This window comes from Ensifer sp. 4252, from assembly GCF_050434565.1.
Taxonomy (GTDB): domain Bacteria; phylum Pseudomonadota; class Alphaproteobacteria; order Rhizobiales; family Rhizobiaceae; genus Ensifer.
This window is the reverse complement of the sequence record NZ_JBNDIU010000001.1, coordinates 674,671-698,197: the sequence shown is the minus strand read 5'-3', so window position 1 is coordinate 698,197 and position 23,527 is coordinate 674,671. Positions and strand designations below refer to the sequence as shown.

Annotated in this window: 26 protein-coding genes and 2 pseudogenes; 12 read left to right on the top strand and 16 right to left on the bottom strand. The window is 62.9% G+C overall.

Features of this window, described 5'->3' with window-relative positions; all coding sequences use genetic code 11:
• Positions 1–130 precede the first annotated feature (130 nt).
• Positions 131–751 carry a glutathione S-transferase family protein gene (locus ABIE33_RS03485; protein ID WP_429121418.1) on the top strand — a complete coding sequence of 207 codons (621 nt, stop codon included), beginning with the start codon at positions 131–133 and terminating at the stop codon, positions 749–751.
• A gap of 9 nt (positions 752–760) precedes the next feature.
• On the opposite strand, the gene ABIE33_RS03480 is transcribed toward ABIE33_RS03485, so the two are convergent.
• Positions 761–1,177, bottom strand: coding sequence for a hypothetical protein (locus ABIE33_RS03480; RefSeq protein WP_429121415.1), 417 nt, complete (start codon positions 1,175–1,177; stop codon positions 761–763).
• A gap of 128 nt (positions 1,178–1,305) precedes the next feature.
• Positions 1,306–2,232 carry a bestrophin family protein gene (locus ABIE33_RS03475; protein WP_429121412.1) on the bottom strand — a complete coding sequence of 309 codons (927 nt, stop codon included), beginning with the start codon at positions 2,230–2,232 and terminating at the stop codon, positions 1,306–1,308.
• A 236-nt stretch (positions 2,233–2,468) separates the two neighbouring features.
• Here ABIE33_RS03475 and ABIE33_RS03470 point away from each other — a divergent pair, with 236 nt between their 5' ends.
• Positions 2,469–3,047, top strand: coding sequence for a dihydrofolate reductase family protein (locus ABIE33_RS03470; protein ID WP_429121409.1), 579 nt, complete (start codon positions 2,469–2,471; stop codon positions 3,045–3,047).
• A 113-nt stretch (positions 3,048–3,160) separates the two neighbouring features.
• Entirely contained in the window at positions 3,161–3,691 is a 531-nt protein-coding gene (locus ABIE33_RS03465) for a GrpB family protein (protein WP_429121406.1), read from the top strand.
• A 143-nt stretch (positions 3,692–3,834) separates the two neighbouring features.
• Here ABIE33_RS03465 and ABIE33_RS03460 read toward each other — a convergent pair whose 3' ends face one another.
• Positions 3,835–4,248 (bottom strand): MmcQ/YjbR family DNA-binding protein, encoded by a 414-nt coding sequence (locus ABIE33_RS03460; protein WP_429121403.1) that lies wholly within the window; start codon positions 4,246–4,248, stop codon positions 3,835–3,837.
• Entirely contained in the window at positions 4,218–4,421 is a 204-nt protein-coding gene (locus ABIE33_RS03455) for a hypothetical protein (protein WP_429121400.1), read from the bottom strand. Before ABIE33_RS03455 ends, ABIE33_RS03460 begins: the two co-directional genes overlap by 31 nt.
• 90 nt (positions 4,422–4,511) lie before the next feature.
• On the opposite strand from ABIE33_RS03455, the gene ABIE33_RS03450 reads away from it, so the two are divergent.
• Positions 4,512–5,453 carry a LysR substrate-binding domain-containing protein gene (locus tag ABIE33_RS03450; protein WP_429121397.1) on the top strand — a complete coding sequence of 314 codons (942 nt, stop codon included), beginning with the start codon at positions 4,512–4,514 and terminating at the stop codon, positions 5,451–5,453.
• 49 nt (positions 5,454–5,502) lie between these two features.
• Here the strand turns inward: ABIE33_RS03450 and ABIE33_RS03445 are convergent, their stop codons facing one another.
• Entirely contained in the window at positions 5,503–6,162 is a 660-nt protein-coding gene (locus ABIE33_RS03445) for a glutathione S-transferase family protein (protein ID WP_429121395.1), read from the bottom strand.
• A gap of 181 nt (positions 6,163–6,343) precedes the next feature.
• Between ABIE33_RS03445 and ABIE33_RS03440 the strand changes: the two genes are divergently transcribed.
• The 4 genes and pseudogenes from ABIE33_RS03440 (at position 6,344) to ABIE33_RS03425 (ending at position 11,719) form a co-directional block, all read left to right on the top strand.
• Positions 6,344–6,739 carry a hypothetical protein gene (locus tag ABIE33_RS03440; RefSeq protein WP_429121393.1) on the top strand — a complete coding sequence of 132 codons (396 nt, stop codon included), beginning with the start codon at positions 6,344–6,346 and terminating at the stop codon, positions 6,737–6,739.
• A 160-nt stretch (positions 6,740–6,899) separates the two neighbouring features.
• Positions 6,900–8,276 carry a PepSY-associated TM helix domain-containing protein gene (locus ABIE33_RS03435; protein WP_429121390.1) on the top strand — a complete coding sequence of 459 codons (1,377 nt, stop codon included), beginning with the start codon at positions 6,900–6,902 and terminating at the stop codon, positions 8,274–8,276.
• A gap of 168 nt (positions 8,277–8,444) precedes the next feature.
• A pseudogene (locus tag ABIE33_RS03430) lies at positions 8,445–10,764 on the top strand (sensor domain-containing protein).
• A 181-nt stretch (positions 10,765–10,945) separates the two neighbouring features.
• A complete protein-coding gene (locus ABIE33_RS03425; RefSeq protein ID WP_429121387.1) occupies positions 10,946–11,719 on the top strand; it encodes a L,D-transpeptidase family protein in 774 nt (257 codons plus the stop codon).
• A 146-nt stretch (positions 11,720–11,865) separates the two neighbouring features.
• On the opposite strand, the gene ABIE33_RS03420 is transcribed toward ABIE33_RS03425, so the two are convergent.
• Entirely contained in the window at positions 11,866–12,342 is a 477-nt protein-coding gene (locus ABIE33_RS03420; protein WP_429121385.1) for a MarR family winged helix-turn-helix transcriptional regulator, read from the bottom strand.
• A gap of 116 nt (positions 12,343–12,458) precedes the next feature.
• Between ABIE33_RS03420 and ABIE33_RS03415 the strand changes: the two genes are divergently transcribed.
• Positions 12,459–12,881, top strand: coding sequence for an organic hydroperoxide resistance protein (locus ABIE33_RS03415; RefSeq protein WP_429121383.1), 423 nt, complete (start codon positions 12,459–12,461; stop codon positions 12,879–12,881).
• A 77-nt stretch (positions 12,882–12,958) separates the two neighbouring features.
• Here the strand turns inward: ABIE33_RS03415 and ABIE33_RS03410 are convergent, their stop codons facing one another.
• Positions 12,959–13,246, bottom strand: coding sequence for a DUF1236 domain-containing protein (locus ABIE33_RS03410; protein ID WP_429121380.1), 288 nt, complete (start codon positions 13,244–13,246; stop codon positions 12,959–12,961).
• 209 nt (positions 13,247–13,455) lie between these two features.
• Here ABIE33_RS03410 and ABIE33_RS03405 point away from each other — a divergent pair, with 209 nt between their 5' ends.
• Positions 13,456–13,695, top strand: a complete 240-nt coding sequence (locus tag ABIE33_RS03405; RefSeq protein ID WP_429121377.1) for a hypothetical protein — start codon at positions 13,456–13,458, stop codon at positions 13,693–13,695.
• A gap of 45 nt (positions 13,696–13,740) precedes the next feature.
• Here the strand turns inward: ABIE33_RS03405 and ABIE33_RS03400 are convergent, their stop codons facing one another.
• Complete coding sequence (locus ABIE33_RS03400; RefSeq protein WP_025426258.1) at positions 13,741–13,953, bottom strand: alkylphosphonate utilization protein; 213 nt, start codon at positions 13,951–13,953, stop codon at positions 13,741–13,743.
• A gap of 104 nt (positions 13,954–14,057) precedes the next feature.
• The gene (locus ABIE33_RS03395) at positions 14,058–15,620 is read right to left on the bottom strand and encodes a helicase HerA-like C-terminal domain-containing protein (protein ID WP_429121373.1); all 1,563 of its coding nucleotides are present in this window, start codon (positions 15,618–15,620) and stop codon (positions 14,058–14,060) included.
• Positions 15,621–15,960: 340 nt separating this feature from the next.
• Between ABIE33_RS03395 and ABIE33_RS03390 the strand changes: the two are divergent.
• Positions 15,961–16,359, top strand: a pseudogene (locus tag ABIE33_RS03390) (hypothetical protein); the annotation flags it as partial.
• A gap of 189 nt (positions 16,360–16,548) precedes the next feature.
• Here ABIE33_RS03390 and ABIE33_RS03385 read toward each other — a convergent pair.
• The 4 genes from ABIE33_RS03385 to ABIE33_RS03370 are packed head-to-tail and all read right to left on the bottom strand — an operon-like array spanning position 16,549 to position 19,170.
• Entirely contained in the window at positions 16,549–17,193 is a 645-nt protein-coding gene (locus ABIE33_RS03385; RefSeq protein WP_429121370.1) for an MBL fold metallo-hydrolase, read from the bottom strand.
• A complete protein-coding gene (locus ABIE33_RS03380) occupies positions 17,193–18,401 on the bottom strand; it encodes a CynX/NimT family MFS transporter (protein ID WP_429121368.1) in 1,209 nt (402 codons plus the stop codon). Before ABIE33_RS03380 ends, ABIE33_RS03385 begins: the two co-directional genes overlap by 1 nt.
• Entirely contained in the window at positions 18,401–19,033 is a 633-nt protein-coding gene (wrbA, locus tag ABIE33_RS03375; protein WP_429121365.1) for an NAD(P)H:quinone oxidoreductase, read from the bottom strand. Before wrbA ends, ABIE33_RS03380 begins: the two co-directional genes overlap by 1 nt.
• Complete coding sequence (locus tag ABIE33_RS03370) at positions 19,030–19,170, bottom strand: hypothetical protein (RefSeq protein WP_429121362.1); 141 nt, start codon at positions 19,168–19,170, stop codon at positions 19,030–19,032. The genes wrbA and ABIE33_RS03370 overlap by 4 nt, the downstream gene beginning before the upstream one ends.
• Between ABIE33_RS03370 and ABIE33_RS03365 the strand changes: the two genes are divergently transcribed.
• Positions 19,169–20,077: a LysR family transcriptional regulator gene (locus ABIE33_RS03365; RefSeq protein ID WP_429121360.1), complete on the top strand. Its 909-nt coding sequence runs from the start codon at positions 19,169–19,171 to the stop codon at positions 20,075–20,077. The two genes, ABIE33_RS03370 and ABIE33_RS03365, sit on opposite strands and share 2 nt — an antisense overlap.
• A gap of 9 nt (positions 20,078–20,086) precedes the next feature.
• Here ABIE33_RS03365 and ABIE33_RS03360 read toward each other — a convergent pair whose 3' ends face one another.
• The 3 genes from ABIE33_RS03360 to ABIE33_RS03350 all read right to left on the bottom strand — a co-directional run bounded on the left by ABIE33_RS03360 (position 20,087) and on the right by ABIE33_RS03350 (position 23,472).
• Entirely contained in the window at positions 20,087–21,247 is a 1,161-nt protein-coding gene (locus tag ABIE33_RS03360; protein ID WP_429121357.1) for an MFS transporter, read from the bottom strand.
• Positions 21,248–21,365: 118 nt separating this feature from the next.
• Positions 21,366–22,202, bottom strand: a complete 837-nt coding sequence (locus ABIE33_RS03355) for an aldo/keto reductase (protein WP_429121354.1) — start codon at positions 22,200–22,202, stop codon at positions 21,366–21,368.
• 88 nt (positions 22,203–22,290) lie between these two features.
• A complete protein-coding gene (locus tag ABIE33_RS03350; protein WP_429121351.1) occupies positions 22,291–23,472 on the bottom strand; it encodes an MFS transporter in 1,182 nt (393 codons plus the stop codon).
• Positions 23,473–23,527 lie beyond the last annotated feature (55 nt).

Sequence of the window (23,527 nt, the reverse complement as noted above, 5' to 3'; positions counted from 1 at the left end):
GAAATAATGTTATAACGTAACAATCACGTTGTATTGAAGATGGATTTGGCTTGTCAACCGTGGCGACTTGATTTCTTCTGCGGCCCGAACAGTGGCGCCAGGGTCGCCGTTGAATGGCAAGGAGAGTAATGTGCTGAAATTGTTCTACACCCCGGGGACCTGCTCGCTGGCCTCGCACATCGCGCTGGAAGAGACTGGCATCGATTACACGGCCGTGCCGGTCGATTTTTCCAAGGCGGAACAGACCAAGCCCGACTATCTCGCCGTCAATCCGAAGGGGCGCGTCCCCGCGCTCGTCACCGATCGCGGCACGATTACCGAGACACCGGCGATCCTCACCTACATCGCTCAATGCGTTCCGCAAGCGAAGCTGGCGCCGTTCGACGATGCCTTCGAGTTTGCACGGATCCAGTCCTTCCTGAGCTATCTCTGCTCCACCGTGCATGTCGCCCACGCGCACGGCCGGCGCGGTGCGCGCTGGGCGGACGATCCGGCGGCGCATGAGGCGATGAGAGCCAAGGTGGCTTCGAACATGACGGATTGCTTCGAACTGATCGAAACCAAGATGCTCGCCGGTCCCTTCGTTGCGGGCGATACCTACTCGATCGCCGACCCCTACCTCTTCACCATCGCTGGCTGGCTCGAGCCGGATGGCGTGGACCCCGCACGGTTCCCGAGGATCCTGGATCACCGCAACCGCATGACGCAGCGGCCGGCGGTCGCCCGGGTTCTGGCGATTCTGAAGGGTTAGGGCTCGGGGCTAACGGCCCGCAAGTCTCTCGGGCAGGTCGAGCGGGGGTTCGTCCGCCCAGGCGACGAACTCCTCATAGCTGATCTGATCGTCGATAATGGCGCGGACGGACAGCCAGCAATAGGCTGCCGGAATCTCTGCCAGCCGCACATCGAAGTGAGACCCCAGCTTCGCTAGGTCGACGTTGGCGATCCGGCCCTCGGCAATGCGCTTTTCCATCCCGAGCTTGCACCCGGTCGCTGCACGGGAAAAGGCATGGCGTTCTTCGCGAAGAGCAAGTTTCCTCTGCTCCCACTCCTCGACGGTGAGGCTGTCAGCGCTGGAGGCACGGCCGAATTCGGCCACCCTGAAATTCATCACAAGCATGAGAACAACGACGAGGCCGAGGCTGACGATGAGCCCGTTCAATGCCTTGCTGAGCCGCATTTGAAACCTTCGCTCTTAGAAACCCTGCATGGCAAGTAGGAAATAAATCCAGAAGCTGCGAGATGTCGTTATAGCCATCCTGGCGTGTGTTGACCATCGCTAGCGTGCGGCCCTAGGAAGTCTCCCGGCTACATCAACATGTAGTCCTTCGGTTTCGGCAGTTCGGGCAGGTCGTTTTCCCCCAAGGCTTCACGCAGGTTGATCTCGATCGTATCGGCGAGTGCCACGATTGGCAGGTCATTCGGCAAAGTGCCGAACGGTTCCTCCAGTTCGTCGCCAAGCGCGTCGAGGCCGAAGAAAGTATAGGCGACGAGTGCGGTTACGAACGGCGTCGCCCACCCCAGCGCGTCGGCAAAACCGAAGGGCAGGAGGAAACAGAAGAGATAGGCGGTGCGGTGCAGAAGCAGCGTGTAGCCGAAGGGAACCGGCGTGTTGCGGATACGCTCGCAGGCAGCAAGCACGGCCGACATGCGTCCGACCGTGCCGTCCAGCATCATCAATTGAATATCGCTGATCCTGTCGGTTGCACGCAGTCCGGCAAGCAGAGCACCGATCTCGCGCAGCAGCAGGTCGGGGGCATTGCGGCTGGCCTTGTAGGCAGGCAGGAGATCCACCGGCAACCTTTTCAACGCCTTGTCCGGCTGGCTGCCTGGCCGCAGGTGGCAGACCAGCGTCTGTGCAAAGGCGATCACCAGATTGAGCAGACGCGCACGCGCGCCGTCTGGGTCTTCCGCACCATTCGCGTCGAGGATCAGTGTCTGGCGGGCAAAGTCACGCGAGACGAAAATCAGCTGCCCCCAATCCTTGCGGGCCTCCCACCAGCGGTCGTAGCAGGCATTGTTGCGAAAACCGAGAAACACCGAAAGGGCGATGCCCAAAAGCGCGAACGGTCCACTGTTGACGCTCGGCACCATCGCGGGAAAGGCCTGGTGCGACCAGACAACACCAGCCGACAGCGCGAAGACGAACAGCACCTGCGGGAAGATCCGCTGGATGACCGAACCGCGCAGGATGAAGAAGAGCTTGAGAAGGCTGGGGCGGTCGCGAACGATCATCGAGGAGTACCTGTGCAGCAAGGATTTAGCATCGGTATAGGCGAGGCGCGAAAATTGGAAGAGAGCGCGATGTCTGTGAACGCCCGGATCCGTCCCACGTCGCCACCGGAAGCGCCAATTGGCGTTCTGCCCGCTGCCGGTTCTTGTCGCGTCGGCGCCAGACAATATTTCGAACACCCTGTCGGCGCCCGGGCGTCCCGCTCGTCCTTGATAAGAGGACCGAAGAGGAGACGGAAATGCGCAAGGTTGTTGCCGGCATGCAAATGTCCATCGATGGCAAGATCGACGGACCCAATGGCTATGCCGACTGGGTGGATTCCTGGTCGGATACGTTCGATCTGTTGCCCGAAATCGACGCGTGTGTGCTCGGGAGCGGTATGTATTCGGGCTACGAGCAATATTGGAGCGCGATCAAGGCCGACCCGCACGGCGCGCTGGAATTGAGCGGGAGCCTGCCGACATCAGAGGAAATCGAATACGCCGACTTCGCCCTGAACACGCCGCACTATGTGCTGTCCAACACGCTCGACGGTGTCCGCTGGGCAAACACGACGGTGCTGCGGGACGCAGCGGACGTCGACGCCTTGCGGCAGCGACCGGGCAAGACGATCTATGTCGTCGGTGGCGCGCAGACGGTGTCCAGCCTGCTCGACCAGGGCCTCATCGATGAACTGCGCCTGACGATCCACCCGCTGGTGGTGGGGGAGGGCAAGGCGCTGTTTGCAACGATCGCAAAGCGGCATCGCCTGCGGCTCAACGACGCGACATCGCGCCCGGACGGCACCGTCAGCCTTGTTTATGCCGTCCGCAGTTAACCGATCCGTTTGTTCGGTTCGACTGTCGGGGGCATTGGGCACATGGCGGAATCGGCATTTCCCGGGTATCAACCCGATGATCCGCTGTGCCCGATGTGACGAGGAGTGTCGATTTGCCCCCACCGATCAAAGTTGAGTTGTTGCCGCATGACCCGCGATGGGCGGAGAATGCGCAGGCAGAAGGGCAGTTGTTCGCCTCGATCGTCGGATCGTGTCTGCTGGCCGTCCATCACATCGGCTCGACCGCCATTCCGGCGATCCACGCCAAGCCGGTTCTCGATCTCATGCCAGTTGTGGCGGACCTGGCGGAGCTCGACGGCCGTCGCGGGGAGATCGAGGCGCATGGCTACGAATGGTGGGGCGAGCTCGGTCTGCCCGGTCGCCGCTATTGCACCAAGAGCGATCCGGCGACCGGACGCAGGCTCGTTCAGTTGCACGCCTATCGCGCTGGCTCGCCGGAGATCGAGCGCCATCTCGCCTTCCGCGACTATCTGCGCAGCCATCCGCAGATTGCTGCCGCCTACGATCATGAGAAGGCCAGATGCCGGGACCTTCACTCGGACGACTCCCACGCCTATAGCGATTGCAAGGACGGGTGGATCAAGACGGTCGAGGCGCGGGGCCTGGCGTGGCGCCGCTCCTGATCGAAACTGCGCTGTGCGATCACGTTCGCTTGTATTGAGGGCAGCGGCCAAGAACCGCCGATCCATCGGTAACGCCCGGGCGTTGGGCTAAACGGTTGACGGTGCGCGTTCGCGGGTCAGTAATGCCACGTTGACGAGCGCCCTCATGCCGAAAAGCCAGCAGAGAGTTTGCGTGGCGCCTTTTCGCGCCAGGCGGCGACCAGTCTTTGCGTCAGGCTTGCGTCGTCGATCGCGCCAAGACGCACCAGCATCGCCGGCCACCCCTTGTAGTGATCGGTTTCGAAGAACAGGGCCGGATCGAGTTCCAGCAGCATTTCCTTTTCTTCGAGCGCACACATGACCACCAGGGTTTCTGCATCCTTCATGCGCGTGAAGCTCTTGCCCTTCACCAGCAGAGCGGGCGTTCCATAGGAGGTGCCGAGCGACACCTCCGGCAGACCGGCGGTGTCGGCGAGTTTCACGACGCGGGCAAAAGGGCCGTCGAGGTCTTCGCTCGGGCGTCCATCATGCTTGGCCGGCGGGTGGCTCATCGCCTGGCCGCCGAGGCGCAGTCGCAATTGCCAGTCCGCGGCCAGGGCCAGCCCGGGAAGGGCAGGTCGCCGAGTTCGCGCCCGTCCATTCGTTCGAGGTCGGGATGCTGCAACGGGTCGCGCGCCCAGGAGAGCGAGGCGTCCTGTCGGGTGTTGGTCATGTATCGGGTCGGTTTCAGCAGGGAGAAAATCTTCAGCATGGCGGACCATCCTTTCAATGCTTCAGAGCATCTGCCTGTTTGGTCACGATTTCAATTGAGATTGCCGAATGACAGGTTTAGAAAAACTATATGAGAGAACTGAACGCCATTCACCTGAACGGTTTGCGCGCGGTCGAGGCGGCCGGTCGCCTGGGTTCGCTGGCTACGGCCTCCGAGGAACTGGGGGTGACGCCCGGCGCGGTCAGCCAGCAGATTGCCAAGACCGAGGCGCAACTTGGCCGCATCCTGTTCGAGCGCACATCGCGCGGGTTGGTGCCCACGGACTTCGGTCGGCTGTTTCTGGCGCGACTGAGCAATGCGTTCGGCGAACTGGCCGAGGCGGTTGCCTCGGCGCGTCGGCGGGACGAATCGGTGCTGACGATCTCCGTCGCTCCGGTCTTTGCCGCCCGCTGGCTGGTCTACCGGCTCAACCGTTTTGCCGAGCGCCATCCTGATATCAGGCTGCGCATCGATGCGACCACCAGGCTGGTCAATCTCGATACGTCGGATGTCGATGTCGGCATTCGTGTTGGTGAGGGCCGCTGGCCGGGGGTTAAATCGGAGCTGTTGCTGGAGCAGGAGGTCTTCCCGGTCTGCTCGCCGGCGATGGCTGAAAACCTGCGCGAGCCTGCAGATATTCTAAAGATGCCGGCGGTCATCGATGGCCATTCGATGTTTACCTGGGAGGTCTGGCTGCGCGAGGTCGGGCTCTCCGGCGCCGAATTGGGCGTGCGCCATACCTTCAACGAGGCCTCACTCGTGCTCGATGCGGCGATCGCCGGCCAGGGCGTGATGCTCGCCTGGCAGACGCTGGCCGGTTTCGCCGTGACCGAGGGCAGCCTCGTCGTTCCCTTCGGCATTCGCGCAAGAACCGGCTACGGCCACTACTTCGTCAGTTCGCCCTCAAGGCGGGAGAGCAAGGCCGCCACGGCGTTCAAGCGTTGGGTGCGCGACGAGGTCGAAGAGGGCATGCGGCTGCTCGACCTCAAGGCGCCACGCGCCCGTTTTGGGGTATCGCCAGCGAGAGACTAGCGACGCCCCGAGTGCGCCGGGTCTAACTTCGATCGCTACGGTGCGATGCCTATTCGGCTTCCTTCGACCGAACCTCCATCATCGCCTTGAAAGCCGGACGCGACTGGCCGCGCGCCAGCCACGCCTTGACCTTGGGATGCCGGTCGAACAGTTCCGTCTGGCTCATGGCGTAGCGGAAAACCTCCGCGAGGTTGAGATCGGCAACGGTGAAGCGGTCGCCGACGATATGGTCGCGGCCGTCGAGATGGTTTTCGAGGCAGGCAAAGGCCTTGCCCAATGCTGCAGCGGCGGCCGCGATCTTCGCCTTGCCCTCATCGGTATTTTCAGCGCGGTCGTCATAGGTGAGAATGATGCGGACGGCATGCGGCTCCACTTCCGTTGCCGCCCACATCGTCCAGTTGCCCATCAGCCCTTCTTCCCGGACGTCGGCCGGCGCAAGCGAGCCACCATATTTGCGGGCGAGATAGAGATTGTTGGCAAGGGATTCCGTGAGAACAAGACCGTCGTCGTCGATCGCCGGGATCAATCCCATCGGATTGACGGCAAGAAAGCGCACCGACTTGGTGTTGATGGGCGCGTCTTCGGCCAGCGGATCGGCCAGCCGGCGCGCCTGGATCACCGGCACGGATTTGAAAGGAATGCCGAGTTCTCCCGCCATCCAGTAATTGCGCGATGCGCGCGAGCGATAGACGCCATAGATCGTCAGCATGTCCGGTTTCCTCCTGCCGTTTGCCTGTCCTCGTCATAGGAAATCGCGGGGACCACAAGAACCCGCAAGCGTTGATATCTCGCATGAAATCTTTTGATGAAACGATCGGTGCGACGGCAAGACGCCTTGTCTTTCAACACGTCGCGCTTTAGCAATCCCGGCATCGATTTTGGAGGCCTGCTTGGCGCAGCGGCGGCGAGAATGGATCGGGACGAACCTGGCAGTGCGCATCGTCTGCGCGCTGGTCTTCGCCGTTTCAGCCCTGGTTCAGCTGCCAGCGGGTGCCGCCATGTCGGCAGCACCCGAGATGGCAGCTTATGTCCTGCCCGACGGCTCGCTTCCCGACCTCTGCCTCAGCGGCCATGACGATCCGGATGGCAAGGGTGGCACGAAGGCCCATGGTTGCCAATCCTGCTGCCTCGCTGCGCCGGTCGCCCTGCCTCCGCCACAGGTGTTTCCGGTCAAGGTTTCGTCCGTCTTCCTGGCGCTCTCGTCGCCCGCAGCGGAGCTTCTGCTTGCCCGACCGGTACTGCTGGCGGGCTCCGGGCCGCGTGCCCCCCCGCGGCTTGCTGCCTGATCTGCCTTTGAAGGGTTGAATGCCAGGACGGAGCGCCGTCGACGCGAGCTTCTCGTGCGGCGCGTTCACTCCAGGGGTTGGCGCAACCACCATTTCCAGACTTCAAGCAAGGGTAAGCCGCCGGCTGGTCATCGCCGGGCTTTTCCCGCGGGGGACACCCATGACGACAGCATCTCTTTCCGGCGCGGCGCGACTGCCTGATATCGTCGCGCGCGGCATTTCACTCTATCGCGCCATATGGCGCTGGCACTTCTTCGCCGGCCTTCTGGTTATTCCGTTCATGATCAGCCTTGCCGTGACCGGTGGGCTCTATCTCTTCAACGACGAGATCGACGACACGCTCTTTGCCTACCGCAATATCGTTCCAGTCGGGGAGGTGCCACTGCAGCCTTCCGCAATCGTTGCCAACGCCGTCGAGGCGGTGCCGGGCAGCACGGCAGTCGCCTATCGCACGCCTGGTGGCGTCGACCGGTCGGCGCGCGTGACGGTGGGCGTCGGCGCCGGACGGATGATGGTCTATGTCGATCCCTACACCGCCGACATTCTCGACATGGTCGCCCCGAGCGAGGAGTTCAATCAGGTGGTCGAGGACCTGCACAGCCTCGATTTTTTCGGCAAGCGTGTGGAAACGATCATCGAGATCGTTGCGGGCTTTGCGATCCTGCTCGTCTTCACCGGTATCTATCTCTGGTGGCCGCGACAGCAGACCGGTGGCGTGATCACCGTGCGCGGCGCGCCGGCACGGCGGGTGTTCTGGCGCGACCTGCATGCGGTCACGGGCATTGCCTCGGCGCTGCTCATCGTCTTTCTCGCCTTTTCCGGTCTGCTCTGGTCCGGCTATTGGGGCTCGACCGTCAACGGCAAGCTGACGGCTGCCGGCATGGGCTACCCGGCCCAGCTCTGGGACGACGTTCCGACCTCGGCGAAGGTGTCGACCGACGTGCTCTCGAAGGCCGGCTGGCTGGTGGAGAACGCCCCCGTTCCGACGTCGACCGTGAGCAATGCTTCCGTGCCGTCCATCGGGCTCGATCGGGCCGTCGCGATTGCCGACAAGGCCGGCATGCTTCCCGGCTATGAACTGGCCATCCCCGGCGACGAGACCGGCGTCTACACCGCGGCGATCTTTCCGGCTGATCTTGCCCGCGAACGGACGATGCACATCGATCAATATTCCGGCGAGCCCCTGGTGGACATTGCCTTTGGCCAATACCCACCGCTCGGCAAGGCGATCGAATGGAGCGTCAACGTTCACAAGGGCCAGGAATGGGGTCTGTTCAACCAGTTGCTGATGCTCACGGCCTGCCTGGCGATCATATTCGTGTCGGTTTCGGCGGTCGTGATGTGGTGGAAACGGCGCCCGGCCGGACGCGTCGGCGTGCCGCCGATGCCGCCGCGCCGCAGCATCTACGCGGGATTATGGCTGATGGCGCTGCTGTTCGGGCTCGCCTTTCCGCTGACCGGCATCGCAATCGTCGTGATGATCGTTGCCGACCAGGCACTGATGCTGGTTCCGCCATTGCGCAGGGTTCTGTCCTGATTTGGCATGGGGCGGCTCGCGCCGCCCCCTCTTTCCGGCTATGTTGAGCACCAAATGCAACCTCTGCACGATTTTCCTTGTCTTATTTAGGGACGGCTAACCTTTGGCCGCCTATCGTGGGTTGGGGAAGTCAGACCGATCTCGACATTGTGCTTCCGGAGGCCTTGCTTGGCGAAGAACACGTCCCGCAATCCGCGTTATGCGGCCCTCAATGCGGGCGGCAACGAGGATACGCGTCGCCTGATCGACGCGAGCACGCGCCTGGCCGAAGAGATGAGCCGGATCTTTCCCGCCGACCCTGACATTGCCGACCGGCATTACTGGTTGGAAACGATCATCAACCACGTGCCCGACTACATCTATGCCAAGGATACCGAGGGCCGTTTCCTCATCGCCAACCACGTCACTGTTGCCGACAACGGGCTGGAATCGCTTCGCGACATCATCGGCAAGACCGATTTCGACCTGCATCCGCCACATCTGGCCGAGGTCATTGCCACCGTGGAGCGCCGGGTGATCGAGACGGGCGAGCCGATCTTCGGCATCGAAGAGCGCGCCATGGTAACCAAGGGTCGCGATCGCTGGCTGATGACCTCCAAGGTGCCGCTGCGCAACAAGAGTGGCAAGATTGTCGGCATCGTCGGCGTGTCTCGCGACATCTCCGACCGCAAGGCTGCCGAACGGCTGCTCGAAGGCCAGGCGCATCTCTTGGAGATGATCGCCAACGGCCGGCCGCTCGAAGAGTTCTTTCGTGAGCTGATCCTGCTGATCGAAGCGCTGGTGCCACGCATCCGCGGCTCGATCCTGCTGCTGTCGGCCGACGGCCGCCGCTTGCTGCATGGCGCCGCACCGAACCTGGACGAAGCCTATTGGTGTGGAGATCGGGCCCAAGGCCGGCTCCTGCGGCACCGCCGCCTGGCGGGGCGAACAGGTGATCGTTGCGGATATTTTCAACGACCCTCTCTGGGAGGACTATCGCGAGATCGTACGTCCTTACGAATTCAGAGCCTGCTGGTCGACGCCGATCCATTCTCGCGAGCGAAAGGTGCTCGGCACCTTTGCCCTCTATTCGGAAACCGTGTGCGTTCCCGACGAACCGCAGAAGGAACTGATCGCCATGGCCGCCCACCTGGCGGGCATTGCGATCGAGCGCAAGCAGGCTGAGGACCGCATCAGCTTCATGGCTCACCACGACGCACTGACCGGCTTGCCGAACCGGGCGCTATTCGAAGAGCAGGTCGCCGAAGCCCTGGAGGCGCTGCGCGGAACGGGGCAATGGGCGGTGCTCGCCTTCCTCGACCTCGACAACTTCAAGCTCGTCAACGACACGCTGGGTCATGCGGCGGGCGACGAACTGCTCAAGGTGACGGCCACGCGCATGCGCGCATCGGTGCGCAAGTCCGACATGGTCGTGCGCGTCGGCGGCGACGAGTTTATCCTTCTTCTGAACGGCCTGCCCTGCGAGCGCGATGTCGTGCTCGCCCGGCTCGAGGATATTCGAGCGGCAATCGCCGCGCCCGTGGAGATCAACGGCCGCGGCCTGCAGATATCGTGCAGCATGGGTGTCGCCTGTTTCCCCAACCAGGGCAAGACGGTCGGCGAGCTGCTCGCCAATGCCGACATGGCTATGTACCGGGCCAAGGAACTCGGCCGCAACAATCTGCAGGTCTTTACCGAGGAAATGGCCGACAAGGCCCACGAAAAGCTGTTGAAGCAGGCGGAGTTGCGCCAGGCGATCGCGCAGGAAGAGTTCCTGCTGCATTTCCAGCCGCAGGTTAATCTCGAGAGCGGCCGGGTCTTTGCCGCCGAAGCGCTGCTTCGCTGGCGGCATCCCGAGCGTGGCATGATTTCCCCGGGCGATTTCATTCCGCTCGCCGAAGAGACCGGGCTGATCGTGCCGATCGGCGACTGGGTGCTGCGCGCCGCCTGCAGTCAGTGCAAGGCGTGGCATGAGGCCGGGCTGCCGTTGCTGATCGTCAGCGTCAACGTTTCTGCACGGCAGTTCCGCGAGCGAAACTGGGCGGCGCATGTCGCCGCCGTACTCGCCGAGGTCGGGCTCGATCCGTGCTACCTCGAACTGGAACTGACGGAGAGCCTGATCATGCAGGACGTGCCGGGCGCATTGGCGACCATGCACCAACTGGAGGCGATCGGCGTGCATCTGGCAATCGACGATTTCGGCACGGGATATTCGAGCCTCAGTGCATTGAAGCGGTTTCCCGTGCGTCGACTGAAGATCGACCGCTCCTTCATCGAGGACATTCCGGCCGATGTCGACGACAAGGCGATCACCGCCGCGATCATATCGCTCGCACAGAATCTCGGCCTGCGGGTGATTGCCGAAGGGGTCGAAAACCAGGCGCAGGTGGAGTTCCTGCGCCACAGCGGTTGCGACGAGATCCAGGGCTACTTCTTCAGCCGCCCGCTTGCATCGGCGGATTTCGAGGCGCTGTTGCGCCAGCCCGGCTTGAACGCCGACGGCATTTGAGCCGGGCCGGCGCAGCGCCGAAAAAGCTGTCGCAAACGCGATCCGACGTTTGCTGACACAAGCCTCGTTCCAGCCGTAGATGCCAGCATTCTTAAATTGGGCGGGTCTGCGCGAATCGTTTCATTAATCAATTTCGTGCAGCACTCCAGTTCGTCGCCGCACTCAAGCCTTTCAGAGTTCGATGTCCTCTTCAGTCATTTTCTCCCGTCGCCAGTTCCTCCGCACATCCGGCCTCGCGCTTGCCTCGGCAGGTCTTGCAAGCTGCACGTCCTCGATGAACACCGATCGCTTCCGCCAGGAAACCGCGCCGGTCTTCCGCAATCCTGCTCTTGAAGGGCGTTGGGTCGATCCGCGTGCCGAGGGCATTTTGGAAGGTCCGTCACCGACGGGCCTGCCGCCGCAGAGCGCCTATTATGGCGACATCTACGCCGCTGTCGACGATGGCGGCTACCAGATTCCGGCCGTGCCTTACCGCCAGATCGACGCGCGTTTCTATCGCCAGGAAGTGAGCGATCCCTTCGGCGAGCGCCCGGGCACGATCGTCGTCGATACCGGCGACCGGTTCCTCTATCTGATCCAGCCGGGCGGCGGCGCGCTGCGCTACGGCGTCGGCCTTGGCCGCGAGGGTTTTGCCTGGTCCGGCCGCGGCGTCATCCAGTGGAAGAAGGCGTGGCCGCGCTGGACGCCGCCCGATTCGATGATCGCGCGCCAGCCACAACTGGCGAAGTATTCGGCCAGCAATGGCGGCATGGCGCCGGGTATCAACAACCCACTGGGCGCCCGTGCGCTTTATATCTTCCAGAACGGGCAGGACACGCTTTACCGCGTGCATGGCTCGCCTGAATGGCAGTCGATCGGCAAGGCGGTTTCGTCCGGTTGCGTGCGCATGCTCAACCAGGATGTCATGGATCTCTATGACCGCGTGCGCGGCAAGGCGCCGATCCTCGTCGTCTGATCTGCGCGTACAGCGCCCTGTGTCAAGATAGTGCGGGTGCCCGACCTGTGGCGCCCGGTCTTGTGCCGGGAAGATCGGCGCGGCCGCTCCGATCTCGGCAAGTTTCTCAAGTCTTGAAATTTCGACATTTGCCACCGGCGTGGCGATCAGCTCTCGCTCTCGCTGGAGGAGAGCCGTCGCGTCAGCTGATGCAGGGTTTCCCTGATTTCACCGGCTTCCTCCAGGCTGCATCCCGACGCCTTGCCGATATCAGCGAGAATGCCGAAGGCCTCCGTCTTGAGGTCGCGGCCTTTCGCCGTCAGGCTGACGATGACCTGCCGTTCGTCGCCCGGGTCGCGCTGGCGGCCGACATAGCCTGCCGCCTCCAGCCTCTTCAGGAGAGGGGACAACGTACCCGAATCGAGCCCGATCTCTTCGCCGATACGTTTGACCGTCATTCCGTCCTGTTGCCAGAGTGCCAGCAGCACGAGATATTGCGGATAGGTGAGGCCGAAACGATCGAGCAGCGGCTTGTAGGCGCGGTTGAAGGCATGAGCAGCAGAATAGACGGCGAAACAGAGCTGTTTGCCGAGCGTCAGCGCCTCGTCCGGGAGTGTGTCGAATTGTGCCGCTTTGGTCGTCATCTCAGCATTGTCGCAAATTTGGGCCGAAAATGCAATTTGCAAAATTAATTTGCGTGCAATTTAATTTTGCAGTATGTAATTCTCATCGACAACGAAACGCAAAGGAGACCCCGCCAATGCCCATTCTTTATCGTACCACTGCATCTGCAACCGGTGGCCGCGCCGGCCAGGCCAAGAGCGTCGATGGCGTTCTCGACGTTACGCTGACCGTGCCGAAGGAACTCGGCGGCGACGGCGCCCGCGGCACTAATCCCGAACAGCTTTTCGCTGCCGGCTACTCCGCCTGCTTCCTCGGCGCGCTCAAGTTCGTCGCCGGCAAGGAGAAGGTAAAGCTTCCCGAAGACACCAAGGTGACGGGCACGGTCGGCATCGGCCCGCGTGAGGACGGCACCGGCTTCGGCATCGATGCGGCCCTTGAGATCTCGTCGCCGGGCGTCGACAAGGCGGTTCTCGAGGATCTGGTCCAGAAGGCGCATATCGTTTGCCCCTACAGCCATGCGACCAAGGGCAATATTGACGTCACGCTGACGGTTGCTTGAGGCCTCCAAAACGTAATCCAAAAGAAATAAGCCCGGTGGATCTTCCGCCGGGCTTTTTTGAGACGTGGCCCCTCAATCTATTGCAAAACCTCGATCACCCGCCGGCTTTGCGGGTCAACCAGTACCCTTTGCTCATTGAGGACAACGTAGCCGTAAGTCGGCTGCTGCGGGATCGGGTAAATCTCCACCGCATCGGGCAGGGGCTCGCCCACAACGACGGTGCCTTCATAAACGACCGAAGGACTGGTCTGTTGAAGGATATAGGTTTTGACCTCACCCGGCACCACGACGGTCGTGGTCTGGGCCAAGGCGGCGCCGGAGAGAGCAAGGGTCGACAAAAGACTAGCTAGAATGAGTTTCTTCATAACGGTACCTCCTGTGTTACCGCAACTGACCAGGAACCGATTGGTTCCATTGACGCAGGGGCGGCCGGGAGCATCCGCCAACGGGCGTGGAAGACGAGAGGCGGTTTATGCCTGCCTGCCTGACGGCCCCTGTCGTGAGGGGAATAAGTTCCCTGTCACCGAACCCGGTCCGCCCCAACGGAGTTTGATAGTGCAGGAGGAGCAATGGGATGATCGCCGGACCAAAGAACATAGGCTCGCCCACGGAGCGCGAATTCGAATGCAGGTTTGCAATGCGTGAGGAGTTCGAGGTGTTGACGTATCTCGCGGAGCGGGCGGGATGGCGATGGGACGAGATCGCGTTGGCTCTGTTGGAGTTGACGGACGAATTCGCCTCGGCACAACGATGTGATTTGGCGCTGACCAGCCGTCCACCCAGCTGTATCGCGGTCGCCAAGACACGGCACTAGGCAATCCAGTCGCCTCTGTGCCGTGTCGGTATCTAGCCGCTGGCCCTAAGCCTTCTTCAGAAATTCCGTGCGCAGCACAAGGCCCTTGATCTTCTCCACCCGACATTCGACTTCGTCAGGATTGTCGGTGAGGCGAATGCCCTTGACGACGGTGCCGCGCTTCAGCGTCGTCGAAGTGCCCTTGACCTTCAGGTCCTTGATCAGGGTGACGTTGTCGCCGTCGTTGAGGATGGCGCCGTTCGAATCTTTCACGTCCATGGAATGCTCCTTTCAAGATGCGGGCACGCCCTGATCCGGCGGATCAGGGCGTGCAGAGATCGTCATTCGTATCGTCTTGGCGACAGCCCGCCGCCTTTTTTGTGTTAGCGCCTGCTGAGGCTGCCGAGGATGCCGCGAACCAGGGCGCGGCCGACCTGGGTTGCAACGGTGCGGGCGACCGATTTCATCGCCGCTTCCACCACGGTTTCGCGTTGATATCCGGAGGAACGCGGACGGGCCTGCTTTCCGGTTGGGGCCGCCGGCTCCTCGTCGCCGAAGCCCGGAAGTGTCCACCGGCCGCCGCCGGTATTGGCCTCTACGGGCGCCTGCTCGGCTTGCTGCTGCGCTTCCGCCGCTCTCCTGGCTCGCGCCGTCAGCATTTCATAGGCCGATTCACGGTCGAAATCTTCGTCATACTGGCCGCGAACGGGACTGACATCCATGACCTTCTGACGCTCTTCCGCCGTCAGCGGGCCAACGCGCGATTGCGGCGGGCGCACCAGCGTGCGCTCCACCATCGTTGGCGCGCCCTTGCCTTCGAGCGTCGAGACCAGTGCTTCGCCGGTGCCGAGATTGGTGATGACGGTGGCGCAGTCGAATTCCGGGTTCGGACGGAAGGTGTCGGCGGCGGTCTTTACCGCCTTCTGGTCGCGCGGCGTATAGGCGCGCAGCGCATGCTGAACGCGGTTGCCGAGCTGGCCGAGGATTGTTTCCGGCACGTCGAGCGGGTTCTGCGTCACGAAATAGACGCCGACGCCTTTGGAACGGATGAGGCGCACCACCTGTTCGACGCGCTCTGTCAGCACCTTTGGCGCATCGTTGAATAGTAGATGCGCCTCGTCGAAGAAGAACACCAGCTTCGGCTTTTCCGGATCGCCGACTTCGGGCAACTCCTCGAACAGCTCGGACAAGAGCCAGAGCAGGAAGGTCGCGTAAAGGCGCGGGTTCATCATCAGCTTGTCGGCTGCAAGCACCGAGATCGCGCCGCGCCCGTCATTGGTCGTGCGCATGATGTCGGTGATCTTCAGCGCCGGTTCGCCGAAGAAATGTTCGGCGCCCTGCTGTTCCAGGATCAGAAGTTCTCGCTGGATCGAGCCGACAGAGGCCTTGGAGATGAAGCCGAACTGGTTGGAAAGCTGGGTGGCGTTCTCGCCCATATAGTTGAGCAGCGCCTGCAGGTCCTTCAGGTCGAGCAGCGGCAGGCCGCCCTGGTCGGCGATCTTGAAGGCGATGTTGAGCACGCCTTCCTGCGCATCGGTCGCGTGCATCAGCCGCGACAGGAGGAGGGGCCCCATTTCCGACATGGTGGTGCGGACGCGGTGGCCCTTTTCCCCGTAGAGATCCCAGAAGATCACCGGGAATTCCTGAAAATCGTAGGGGTTGGTCGGCAGGCCAATCTGTTCGGCGCGCTTGAGGATGAAGTCCTTGGTCTCGCCGATCGCGCCGATGCCCGACAGGTCGCCCTTGACGTCGGCGCAGAATACCGGAACGCCGGCGTTCGAAAACCCTTCGGCGAGGACCTGCAGGGTGATGGTCTTGCCGGTACCGGTGGCACCGGTGATGAGCCCGTGGCGGTTGCCGAATTTCAGGTCGAGATATTCGCCTTTGTTGATCGTATCGTCCGGCTTGCGGCTGGCGCCGATAAAGAGCTTGCCTTCTTCCACCATGTGGGCTTCATCTCCGTTTCATCAATGAAAGCGGGCGGTTCGCGGCTTGCTTGTCGCGGCCCGTCATCGAAATGTGGCTCGATCCTGTTATAGGCGGTGCGGCTCCGCCCGGCAACAAGGCGATTGCGGAACATGCCGCGTTGGCGGCGGCGTATCGGTCGCATTGTCAAGCGGTCGCGAGCGTGAAACGATCGCCCTGGAGCTGCAGAATTGCGCTGCGACGGCATGCGCAACGGGCTGTTTGAAAGCTGGTGGATTGCCCCGCATTCCATCCATCATTGCTTGTCATTTCGGAAGCGATCATTTACCTTGACGTCAACGTCAAAATTCAACGAGGGAGTTATCCATGAATGAACTGGTCACGCGCGTAACGGAGAATGTCGGCCTTGAGCCTGCGACGGCCGAAAAGGCTGTCGGGATGATTCTCGGCTTCCTGCAGCGCGAAGCGGCTGACGGCCCGGTTGCCCAGATGATCGAATCGATCCCGGGCGCGACCGACCTGATCGCACAGTATAACGGCGAAGGCACGGGCGGCGGCGGCCTGCTCGGCGGCCTGATGTCGGCGATCGGCGGCGGTGGCGTCATGGCGCTCGGCCAGCAGCTGATGAGCCAGGGCCTCGGCATGGGCGAGATCACCTCGCTCGCCAAGGAAACCATTGCTTTCGCCAAGGAAAAAGCCGGCGCCGACGTGGTCGACGAAGTCGTCGCTTCGGTCCCGGGCCTCAGCCAGTTCGTCTGATCCCTTTCGGACGCGTCTAAAGAAAACCCACCGGTGCCCGCGCCGGTGGGTTTTTTGTTGCCTGGGTGTCCTATCCTCGATCGACGATAGAGCGTTTCCGGTTTGGATGGAGTCGTAGAGACGCTCCAACTCTCTGTTTTTTGCGCATTTCCTGACGGAAAACCGCTTCGCACTTTTCCTGGAAATGCTCTAACCATCCGCGCCGCGTTCCAGCCGCCGCATCATCGCATCGATCTGGCTTTGCGTTTCCCGGGCATCGGTTTGGTGAAACGGTTGCCCTTTTGCCAGGCTGGGCACCAGAACGTCGAAGGAGAGTGTCTTGATCAGCGCCAACGAGGCGAGATAGGCCACCCTGTCGCTGCTGGGCAAGACAGCGCCGATCCACCGCCCTTCCGTGAGGTAGATCGTATCGCCGGAGAAGAGATGCCGATGTTGGCCATTGTCCCAGAGAAAGCAGGCCGAGCCCGCCGTGTGCCCGGGTGTGGGGATCACTTCGAAATCCGGGAAATGCGCTTCACGGTCGGCAAAGCTGCCGCCCATGCGGCAATGCGCCAGGATCTGTCGGCGTTCCAGTTCCGGCCCGAACAGCGGTGCGTCGAGGTGTCCTGAGGCCCAATCGCAAGACGGCATCGCCTGATGGTGGTGGTTGATATATTGCCGCACGGTCGCGCCCGCCGACAGCAGGCTGCCGGCTTCTTCGGCAAGTCGCCGCGAGGCGTAGACGAGCAGGTTGCCACCTGGGCGACGAAGGACGAAGGCGCGACCGGTGAAATCGGGGGCGAAGCTGAGCCGTTCGGCGCCGGCGCCGTAGAGGGTGTCGAACAGATACTCCATCACGCCTTCTCCTCGACCCTGGTGCGAAGGACGCGATCGAGGGTGGTCGCAAGGAGGGTGCAGAAGAGAGCGCCTGCGCCAATGAAGGCGGCACCCGACGTCCAGCCGTAAGCTTCGATCGCGGTTCCGACGGCCACCGGGCCGACGAGCTGCCCGAGATTGCTCCCCTGCATCAGCAGACCCATCGCCATCGGCGCGAGCGCCGGACGCGGCGACAGCATCGGCACCGTCGAGATCAAGGTCGCGGGGATCAGCCCGCCGATCGCCGAAAACAGCACGCACAGTGCAGACGTTACCGTGTCACCCGATTGCGAAAGGAAGATCCAGAGGCCGGAGGCACCCATCAGTGTGGCGGCGGCGATGACCAGACGGCCGCGGCCGACGCCCCGGGACAGCATGGTGCCGGCGGCAAGATTGCCGATGACGTTGGCAAGCGTGATGAGGGCACTGAGCACACCGGCAGTTCCGAGCGAAACGTTCATGCGCGCGACGAGCAGGATCGGCAGGAAGCTGAACAGCGTGAACGTCATCAGGCTGTAGAGGGCGAAAAGGACAAACAGCAGCACCGGACCGCGGCTTGTCAGCGTTGCGGTCATGTCCGCAAGTAAGCCGCCGGCGGATGCGCGAGGCCTAACCTGCGAGGGCGATACCGCTGCGATGACCGTCAACAGGCTGAGGAGCGCGACGAGGCCGTTGATCCACCAGATCGTCTGCCAGCTGGCAAACAGCGAACCCGAGAGCATGGCGATCGCCATGCCGGCCGGCATGAAACAGCTCCAGAGCGCAAAGACGAGGTCGCGCCGCGCCGAGGCGACAATGCGCATGAGGATTGCCGGACCGGCAACGACAACGAGCAGGAAGCCGAACCCCTCGAAGATGCGCGACAGGATGAGCAGCGTGAAATTCGGGCTTGCGGCACCGATCATGATGCCGAGCACGAGGGTGCCCATGCCGACGCCGAGCATCCGCCGGTCGCCGATGGCTGCGACCATGGCGCCTGCCGGCATCCCGCCGACAACGCCGACGATGGCAAAGACGGAGGTAAGCCAGCCGAGTGCGGTCAGGTCGAGCCCGAGATCGGCCTGCAAAAGCGGGCCGGCGATCAGCCCCTTGCCGACCTGCATCGCTGCGACCATGCCGGCCGCAACGACGGCGGTGACTGCAATCCAGCTTGTCCTCTCCGGGACGAAAGCGACGACCGCCGACATCAGGCCATCTCCGCCACACGTGCCCTGCCGGCGACCAGCGCTGACGCCAGTTCGGCGACGTGGCCGCCCTGGAAGCGTGCGCCGTCCAGTTCGTTGGCGCTTGGCTGCCGGTCGCCGCCATTGCCGTCGTCGGCGAGCGTCGAGGCGCCATAGGGCGAGCCGCCGCTGATTTCATCCATGCGCATCTGGCCCTTGAAGCTGTACGGCAGGCCGGCAATCACCATGCCGAGGTGCAGCAGCACCGTATGCGTTGCGAGGATGGTCGACTCCTGGCCACCATGCTGGCTGCCGGTCGAGGTGAAGACGCTGCCGATTTTCCCGACCAGTGCATCCCTGGCCCAGATGCCGCCCGCCTGATCGAGAAAATTCTTCATCTGCGCGGCCATGTTGCCGAACCGCGTCGGCGTGCCGATGATGATCGCGTCATAATCGGGCAATTCGGCAATGCTTGCGACCGGTGCATCCTGGTCGCGCTTGTAGCCGGCATTGATCGCGACAGCTTCCGGTACGATCTCCGGTACCCGCTTCGCAGTAACGCTGGCGCCGGCCGCGCGCGCACCTTCGGCAACGGCCGCGGCCATGGTCTCGATGTGGCCGTAGGAGGAGTAGTAAAGCACGAGGATCTTTGTCATTTCGGTTTCCCTTGTTCGTTTGCGTCGGCTTGCGGCGCGTTCGCTGCCGCTGCCGCTGCTGTCAGGGAGGATGGAGGCTTTAACCGATCTGAAAAAGTGATATAATTTTCATCAAACTGATCTATGGAATCGATCATGCTTGACGCCTTGACCCTCGACCAGATGCGGACTTTCGTGGTGGTTGCCGAAAGCGGCAGTTTTCGCTCCGGTGCTATCAGGCTTTCGCGCGTCCAGTCCGCCGTCAGCCACGCCATCGCCAATCTCGAGGCCGGGCTCGGCGTTTCCCTGTTCGACCGCTCCGGCCACCGGCCGGTTCTGACATCAGAAGGGCAAGCCTTGCTTGCCAACGCGCGCGACATCCTGCTGCGCGTCGATGCCATGCGTGCCCGTGCGCGCGGCCTCGGTGAAGGCGTCGAGCTGGAACTGTCCTTGATCGTAGATACGCTGTTCCCGATCGCGACCGTCGGCGCTGCATTGAAGGAAATGCGGGTGGCCTATCCCTCCGTTGCCATCAGGCTCGCCGTCTCGCCACTCGGCGGCCCGCTGGATGGCCTGATCGAACGGCGCTTCACGCTCGGCATCATGGTCGGTGAGGACTTTCGCGATCCGGCCATCGGCCGGCAGGCGCTGACGGACGTGCACCTGATCGCAGTGGTTGCCGCACGGCATCCGCTAGGCCTGAACGCCGTCAACGGGGTGCTCGGCAGCTTGGAACTTGCCGACCATCTGCAGATCGTTCAGTCGGACCCCTCGCAGCGTTCCGAGGGGCGCGACTTCGGCGTGCTTTCGCCGCAGACCTGCCGCGTCAGCAACCAAGACACCAAACATGCAATGATCCTGGCGGGGCTCGGCTGGGGGCGGTTGCCGCTCTGGCAGGTGGAGCGGGATCTCGCCGAAGGACGGCTCGTCCGTTTGCCGACGGCCTCGCTCGGTCGCAACAGCCAGGTCTCTGCCGAGGCCTATCTCGTGCATCGGATCGACGAGCCGCTCGGGCCGGCAGCACGGGTTTTTGGCGAGGCGCTCGCGCGGCTTTGCGGACGGTGACGGCAGTGCCTATCGCCGGCCGGCGAGGGCAAAGATCAGCGTGAAGACGACCAGCACCAGGCCGACGCCGAGCGGACCGGCGGTGGGATTGATCAGCGTCATGAGAAAGCCGGTGGCACCCGAGCCGGCCGCACTGCCGGCGGCATAGGCCAGCGCGAAGGCGGCACTTCCAGCCACCAGCATGCTGCCGCGATATTGCTCGCCGAGCATCGTCAGCGCCGCCGTATAGAGCGCGAAACTGGCAGCGCCGATCAGCGCGAACAGCGCCAATAGCAGCGGTGCCGAGGTGACCAGCGGAATGGCGAGATAGCCGGTTGCCGCCACCGCGGCTGCTGATATCGCCACCCGACGACGCGGCAACTTGTCGAGCAACACGCCGATAAAGGGCTGGGCCAGCGCCGTCGGCACCGCAAGCACAGTCACGCTCAACGCCGCAAAGGCCTGGCTGTGGCCCGTCTTGACGAAATAGACCGGCATCGCCGAGATCGCCGCGATATCGGCAAAGCCGAACATCAGCACCATCAGGATCAGGATCGGCGCGTGCCGGAAGAACGCGAAGAGATCGCGCGTCGACGACGGTTCCGGCCGCGTCCGCGCGCCCATCGTCAAAAGGCCGGTGAGGAAGGCAACGAGGGCAATGTAGATCGCCAGCAGTGCAAAGCCGAGGCCGCCGCTGGTGCCGAGAAGCGGGATCGCCAGCGGCCCGGCGGCAAAACCGCCGCACATGCCGGCGCCGTATAGCCCGGAAACCCGGCCGCGCAGCCGGTCCGGGCAGGCGGTGTTGAGCCAGGCTTCACCCAGCATGAACACCATGCTGACGAAGAAACCGAGCGCGAAGCGGGCGATGAACCAGACCGGCAGCGAGCTTGTTGATGCGAGCGTTGCCAGGCAGAGCGAACAGCCGCAGAGGCTGGCGATGATCAACCTGTCGGCCGAGGCAAGCTTTGTCAGTCTCCCGAGCAGAAGGGTCGCCGCGGCAAGGCCGGCGGCAAAGCCCATCGCATTGAGCCCGATGGTGGCGGCAGAGACGCCGCGGCCTTCGAGCGACAGCGAGATCAGCGGATAGGTGAGCCCTTGAGCGACGGAAAAGGCGGTAACACCCAGCACGACGGCGACGATGGCCGGCCAGTCTGGAGCGAAGTCGCCCACCCCAACGGTCTTCGACGTCATCGGCCCCTCCCATCGACAGCGCGTCCCCGGGGAGATTGGCATCGATCCCCTTGGGGATCTGCATAGATCATCCGCCGCCGGTTTGGAACTCAACCGGCGGCGGATCGGCAAACTATCGTCAGGCGGCCTTGTCCCAGACCGGCGACAGGCCTTCGGGGCTGACGATACGGCCGTCCGGACGAGCGAGGCCATGGATTGCCGCCATCTCGCCGTCGCCAAGCGCGAAGTCGAAGATGTCGAAGTTTTCCTTCAGTCGCTCGATCGTTGCTGTTTTCGACAGGGTGATCACGTCCTTCTGCTGCACCAGCCAGCGCAAGGTCACCTGTGCTGCGGTCTTGCCGTGGCGGGCACCAATGTCCTTCAGCAGCGGCTCGTTCGGGATCTTGCCGTTGGCCATGGCGTAGTAGGCGGTGATCGACATGCCGTTCTTGCGGGCCGTGTCGAGCACCTTCGTCTGGTCGAGATAGGGATGGTATTCGACCTGGTTCGTGGCGATCGGCGCGTCGCTGAGCTTCACCGCCTCTTCCATCTGGGCGGTGTTGAAGTTGCTGACGCCGATGTGGCGAACCTTGCCGGCCTTCTGCACCTCGTTCAGCGCGCCGATGCGTTCGGCCATCGGCACGTCGCTGCCGCCCGGCCAATGCAGGAGAAGCAGGTCGACGTGATCCGTCTTGAGCTTCGTCAGGCTCTCGTCGACAGAGGCGAGAAAATCGCGGTGGGCATATTTGTCGACCCAGACCTTGGTGGTTAGAAAGATATCGGCGCGGGCGATGCCTGATTTGTGAATGGCCTCGCCGACTTCGGCCTCGTTGCCGTAGATCTGGGCGGTATCGACGTGGTGGAAGCCGAGCTTCAGCGCTTCCGGCAGCACGCGCAGCACATCGGCACCGGGCATGCGAAAGGTGCCGAAGCCGAGCGCGGGGATGTTGGCCCCGTTGGAATTGACCGAATGCATGTGGGAACTCCTTGTTTTTTAAGAACGCCCGGCCAAAGAGCCGGGCGGGAAAGAGGCGAGGATATAGGTGGGCCAGACGGCCGCTTGGTCAAGCCGGCTGGGCGACTGTTTCTGCCTTGCGATCAAGCGCACCGCTCAGAAGCGTCAGCAGCAGCGCACCCACCACCAGAACGGAACCGATCATCGGCGTCATGCCAAGGCCAAGCGACGAGGCAACGATGACGCCACCGAGCCAGGCGCCGATGGCAATGCCGAGGTTGAAGGCGGCAATGTTGAGGGCCGAGGCAACATCGACGGCACCGGGACGATGCTGCTTGGCCAGCTGTACGACATAGAGCTGCAGGCCGGGCACGGTGGCAAACGACAGGAAGCCGAGGCTCGCCAGCGTCACCAGCGTCAAGGCTTGAGAGGTCGCCGTGAAGGTGAAGAGCATCAGGACGACGGCTTGAGCAAGGAACAGGCCAACCAGAGCCTTCACCGGATCGCGATTGGCGATCTTGCCGCCGGCGATGTTGCCGATCGCGATCGCGACCCCGTAGAGCACCAGGATCAGACTGACGGCGCCCGCCGAAAAGCCGGTGATTTCCTGCAGGATCGGCGCCAGGAAGGTGAAGGCAACGAAGGTGCCGCCGTAGCCGAGCGCGGTCATGGCGAAGACGATCAGCAGCCGACCGGAGCCGAGAACGCGCACTTGGTCGATCAACCGTGCCGGCGGCGCCTTGGTCAGCGTATTCGGCAGCAGCGCTGCAATGGCGGCAAGAGCGATGACGCCAAGCCCGGTGACGGCCCAGAAGGTTGCGCGCCAGCCGAAGGTCTGGCCGATCCAGGTGCCGAACGGTACGCCGGTGACGATGGCGACCGTCAGGCCCATAAACATCATGGCGATGGCTGAGGCACGGCGGTCCTCGGGCACGAGATCGGCGGCAATGGTCGAGCCGACGGAGAAGAACACGCCGTGGGCGAAGGCGGAGATGACGCGGGCGATAAGCAGTGGCTCGTAGCTCGGCGATAGCGCCGCTGCGGCGTTGCCGACGATGAACAGTGCCATCAGGCCGACCAGCAGCGGCTTGCGCTCGATCCGGCCGGTAAGCGCTGTCAGGATCGGCGCTCCGAAGGTGACGCCGAGCGCATAGGCGCTGACGATGAGGCCGGCGAGCGGCAGGGTGATGTGGAGATCGTCGGCAACCGTCGGCAGCAGGCCGACGATGACGAACTCGGTGGTTCCGATCGCATAGGCCGCGATCGTCAATGCAAAGAGCGCAATGGGCATGACAAGACCTTTTCCCGCCCGGCTGGGAGGACCGGGCGTCTTGGCGTTGATGTGT

Bases quoted from the DNA above. Each gene is read 5' to 3' on its own strand.
- ABIE33_RS03475 (WP_429121412.1), bottom strand. From the start codon at position 2,232: ATGATCGTTCGCGACCGCCCCAGCCTTCTCAAGCTCTTCTTCATCCTG.
- ABIE33_RS03385 (WP_429121370.1), bottom strand. From the start codon at position 17,193: ATGGAGTATCTGTTCGACACCCTCTACGGCGCCGGCGCCGAACGGCTC.
- ABIE33_RS03425 (WP_429121387.1), top strand. From the start codon at position 10,946: ATGTCCTCTTCAGTCATTTTCTCCCGTCGCCAGTTCCTCCGCACATCC.
- ABIE33_RS03420 (WP_429121385.1), bottom strand. From the start codon at position 12,342: ATGACGACCAAAGCGGCACAATTCGACACACTCCCGGACGAGGCGCTG.
- ABIE33_RS03415 (WP_429121383.1), top strand. From the start codon at position 12,459: ATGCCCATTCTTTATCGTACCACTGCATCTGCAACCGGTGGCCGCGCC.
- ABIE33_RS03380 (WP_429121368.1), bottom strand. From the start codon at position 18,401: ATGTCGGCGGTCGTCGCTTTCGTCCCGGAGAGGACAAGCTGGATTGCA.
- ABIE33_RS03400 (WP_025426258.1), bottom strand. From the start codon at position 13,953: ATGGACGTGAAAGATTCGAACGGCGCCATCCTCAACGACGGCGACAAC.
- ABIE33_RS03355 (WP_429121354.1), bottom strand. From the start codon at position 22,202: ATGCATTCGGTCAATTCCAACGGGGCCAACATCCCCGCGCTCGGCTTC.
- ABIE33_RS03350 (WP_429121351.1), bottom strand. From the start codon at position 23,472: ATGCCCATTGCGCTCTTTGCATTGACGATCGCGGCCTATGCGATCGGA.
- ABIE33_RS03370 (WP_429121362.1), bottom strand. From the start codon at position 19,170: ATGATCGATTCCATAGATCAGTTTGATGAAAATTATATCACTTTTTCA.
- ABIE33_RS03455 (WP_429121400.1), bottom strand. From the start codon at position 4,421: ATGCTGAAGATTTTCTCCCTGCTGAAACCGACCCGATACATGACCAAC.
- ABIE33_RS03365 (WP_429121360.1), top strand. From the start codon at position 19,169: ATGCTTGACGCCTTGACCCTCGACCAGATGCGGACTTTCGTGGTGGTT.
- ABIE33_RS03360 (WP_429121357.1), bottom strand. From the start codon at position 21,247: ATGACGTCGAAGACCGTTGGGGTGGGCGACTTCGCTCCAGACTGGCCG.
- ABIE33_RS03470 (WP_429121409.1), top strand. From the start codon at position 2,469: ATGCGCAAGGTTGTTGCCGGCATGCAAATGTCCATCGATGGCAAGATC.
- ABIE33_RS03450 (WP_429121397.1), top strand. From the start codon at position 4,512: ATGAGAGAACTGAACGCCATTCACCTGAACGGTTTGCGCGCGGTCGAG.
- ABIE33_RS03435 (WP_429121390.1), top strand. From the start codon at position 6,900: ATGACGACAGCATCTCTTTCCGGCGCGGCGCGACTGCCTGATATCGTC.
- ABIE33_RS03405 (WP_429121377.1), top strand. From the start codon at position 13,456: ATGATCGCCGGACCAAAGAACATAGGCTCGCCCACGGAGCGCGAATTC.
- ABIE33_RS03410 (WP_429121380.1), bottom strand. From the start codon at position 13,246: ATGAAGAAACTCATTCTAGCTAGTCTTTTGTCGACCCTTGCTCTCTCC.
- wrbA (WP_429121365.1), bottom strand. From the start codon at position 19,033: ATGACAAAGATCCTCGTGCTTTACTACTCCTCCTACGGCCACATCGAG.
- ABIE33_RS03445 (WP_429121395.1), bottom strand. From the start codon at position 6,162: ATGCTGACGATCTATGGCGTCTATCGCTCGCGCGCATCGCGCAATTAC.
- ABIE33_RS03395 (WP_429121373.1), bottom strand. From the start codon at position 15,620: ATGGTGGAAGAAGGCAAGCTCTTTATCGGCGCCAGCCGCAAGCCGGAC.
- ABIE33_RS03480 (WP_429121415.1), bottom strand. From the start codon at position 1,177: ATGCGGCTCAGCAAGGCATTGAACGGGCTCATCGTCAGCCTCGGCCTC.